The sequence below is a fragment of the Arthrobacter agilis genome, assembly GCF_002953615.1.
Classification (GTDB): Bacteria; Actinomycetota; Actinomycetes; order Actinomycetales; family Micrococcaceae; genus Arthrobacter_D; species Arthrobacter_D agilis_B.
The window spans coordinates 3,356,891-3,359,761 of sequence record NZ_CP024915.1 but is presented as its reverse complement, the minus strand read 5'-3'; the positions used below and the strand labels follow the sequence as shown (position 1 = coordinate 3,359,761).

The window sequence follows — 2,871 nt, the reverse complement described above, 5'->3', positions numbered from 1 at the left end:
TCAGGTGGGTCAGGGCCGGGTCAGGCGGGTCAGGGCCGGGTCAGGCGGGTCAGGGCGGGTCAGGTGGGAGGATTCCCGGTCCCCGGCTTCCGGCGGCTCCGCTGCCGCAGCGTGCCGCCCTTCGCGTGGTGTTCGCGCTCCGCCCGGGTCAGGGCGTCGGCCGACCCCACCGCGCACCAGGCCGTCGCCAGCAGGTAGACCTGGCTGAGGAGGAAGAACCAGATGAACAGCGCCAGGATCACGGCGAAGGACAGCAGCAGCGGGTTGTTGCCGAAGGTGCCCAGGATCTGCGTCGAGAAGGTCCGCAGCAGTGTCGTCCCGAGCCCGGCGATGACCGACCCCTGGAGCAGGATCCGGCGCGGCATCTGGATCGCCGACGCCGAGTGGAACAGCACCACGGCCACGAGGATGTCCAGCAGGATCATCACGGCGAATCCTGCCGCCTGCGTCAGCACCTGACTCACTGCTGCCAGGTGGAGGATCGCCAGGAGTGCGCCCAGCGAGTTGGTGGCGACGATACCCAGTCCCGTCGTCACGAGCATGATGACACCGAGCACCGCGAGCGTGCCCAGATCCTTCAGCCAGAGCACGATCGGGGGTGCCGCGACGGGCTGGAGGGCGAAGATCCCGCGCATCGCCTGGCGCATCCCCCCGATCCAGCCGAGCGCCGTCACGAGCATCACGGCCGACGAGACGACGATCGTCCAGCCCAGGCCACTGGTCGCGTCGAACAGACGGGCAGGGGTCACGAGCCCCCGCCCGTCCTCGCCCCTGTCGATCAGTCCCGGCACCGCCCGGTCGAGGGCGTCGACGGAGAGATCCCGGAGGTCCGCATCCCCCGCGACGACGAGGCCGAGCGCGGCGAACCCCACGACCAGGAGTGCCGCGATCGCGAAGAACAACCGGTACGCCAGTCCGGCCGCCATCAGCGGGCCTCGGCGCTCGTTGTACAGCAGCACGACGCGCACGGGTCGCAGGGTGTAGAACCGGCAGATCGCGAGGTCGAGCCGCGCCAGCAGGAGCTCGGAGCCCCCGCTTCCGGACCGGGTCAGCCGGCCCAGACGGACCTGCGCGTCGAGGACCTTGCGGCGGAGGTCCGGCAGGCTGGCGGGCGAGGGCTGGTCAACCTGCGGCGGCTTCGGAGCCGTCAGCGACTTCGCCAAAATGCAGCTCCTCCCTCAGCTTCCACAGGCCCGACGGCACGTGCTCGTAGAGTCCCATGGATCGCACCTCGAAGGATGCCTCGAAGGCGTGGAGCTCCTCGACAGCGGCGTCCATGCCGGCCTCGGACACATCATGCGCCACCGTGACGTGCGGATGGAAGGGGAAGTCCAGGTCCCGTTCCAGCGGTCCGGTCTGGAGCCGCGCGTGCAGCTCCACGCACTCGTCGAAGCCCTCGACGAGCTTCAGGAACACCACGGGCGAGACCGGCCGGAAGGAACCGGTGCTGCGCAGGCGCACCTCGAAGGGCCGCTGCGTGCGGGCGACCGCCCGCACGTGGTCGATCGTCGCGTCCCAGTCGGACGCCGGCGTCGTCGTGATGAGGGTGATGTGCGGGGGCACGACGGCCGCCATGGGGTCCCCGAACGACGCCCGCCACGATTCCAGGGCACCGGCGAGGGGCTCGGGGATCGGGATGGTGATCCCGACGCAGCTACCGTCCACGCCGGATCCGGCCATGGTCGTCACCGCTCCGCTGGGCTGACCGGTCGAGGCGCACATGGATCAGAGGACTCCCGCGGCGGGGAGGAAGCCCACGCGGGCGTAGACGTCGGCGAGCGTGGGGGCCGCGAGGTCCCGGGCCTTCGCCGCACCCTGCGCGAGCAGGCGGTCGAGTTCCGCGGGGTCGGACAGCAGCTCCTCCGCCCGGGTCCGCACGGGCGCGAGCGCCTGGACGACGACGTCGGCGAGATCCACCTTCAGGTGCCCGTACATCCGTCCCTCGTACTCCGCCTCCAGCTCGGCGATGCCCTTGCCGGACAGCGCCGAGTAGATGGACAGCAGGTTCGAGATGCCCGGCTTCTCCGCGGTGTCGAAGCGGATCTCCGTTCCGGCGTCGGTCACCGCCGACCTGATGCGCTTGGCCGTGACCTTGGGATCGTCCAGCAGGTTGATCAGCCCGGCGACCGAGGACGCGGACTTCGACATCTTCGCCGTCGGGTTCTGCAGGTCGTAGATCTTCGCCGACTCCTTCTGGATGAAGGGCTTCGGGACCACGAAGGTGTCCCCGAAGCGGGAGTTGAAGCGCTGCGCCAGGTCCCTGCTCAGTTCGACGTGCTGCCGCTGGTCCTCGCCGACCGGCACGCCGTCGGGCTGGTACAGGAGGATGTCCGCGGCCTGCAGGACGGGGTAGGTGAAGAGACCCACGCTGGCGGCATCCGTGCCCTGCTTGGACGCCTTGTCCTTGAACTGGGTCATGCGCGACGCCTCGCCGAAGCCGGTGAAGCAGTTGAGCACCCAGGCCAGCTGGGCGTGCTCCGGCACGTGGGACTGGACGAAGAGGGTGGCCCGGTCCGGGTCCACACCTCCGGCGATGTACTGGGCGGCCGTGAGTCGCGTACGGTGCGCCAGTTCCTGCGGGTCCTGCGGCACCGTGATCGCATGGAGGTCGGGGATGAAGAAGACGGCGTCGTAGGTCTCCTGCAGGCGTACCCAGTGCACGAGCGCACCGAGGTAGTTGCCGAGGTGCAGCGAGCCGGCGGACGGCTGCATGCCGGAGAGGATGCGCTGCCGCCGGTTCGGGGCCGGGGCGGGGGCGGGTGTCGTCATGGAAGCTGTCCTGCACTCTGGATCTGGTAGTCGACGACGAGAGGGGCGTGGTCGGAGAACCTCGTGTCCCAGCTCGGCGCCCTGTCGACGTCGGCGCTCAGT

At 69.9% G+C, this 2,871-nt stretch carries 3 protein-coding genes; all 3 read right to left on the bottom strand.

Features of this window, described 5'->3' with window-relative positions; genetic code table 11:
- Positions 1-59: 59 nt before the first annotated feature.
- The 3 genes from CVO76_RS16510 to trpS are packed head-to-tail and all read right to left on the bottom strand — an operon-like array spanning position 60 to position 2,769.
- The gene (locus CVO76_RS16510) at positions 60-1,163 is read right to left on the bottom strand and encodes a YihY/virulence factor BrkB family protein (protein ID WP_133082741.1); all 1,104 of its coding nucleotides are present in this window, start codon (positions 1,161-1,163) and stop codon (positions 60-62) included.
- Entirely contained in the window at positions 1,123-1,680 is a 558-nt protein-coding gene (locus CVO76_RS16505) for a 2'-5' RNA ligase family protein (RefSeq protein WP_244186068.1), read from the bottom strand. The genes CVO76_RS16510 and CVO76_RS16505 overlap by 41 nt, the downstream gene beginning before the upstream one ends.
- Before the next feature lie 45 nt (positions 1,681-1,725).
- Positions 1,726-2,769, bottom strand: a complete 1,044-nt coding sequence (trpS, locus tag CVO76_RS16500) for a tryptophan--tRNA ligase (protein WP_133082739.1) — start codon at positions 2,767-2,769, stop codon at positions 1,726-1,728.
- Positions 2,770-2,871 lie beyond the last annotated feature (102 nt).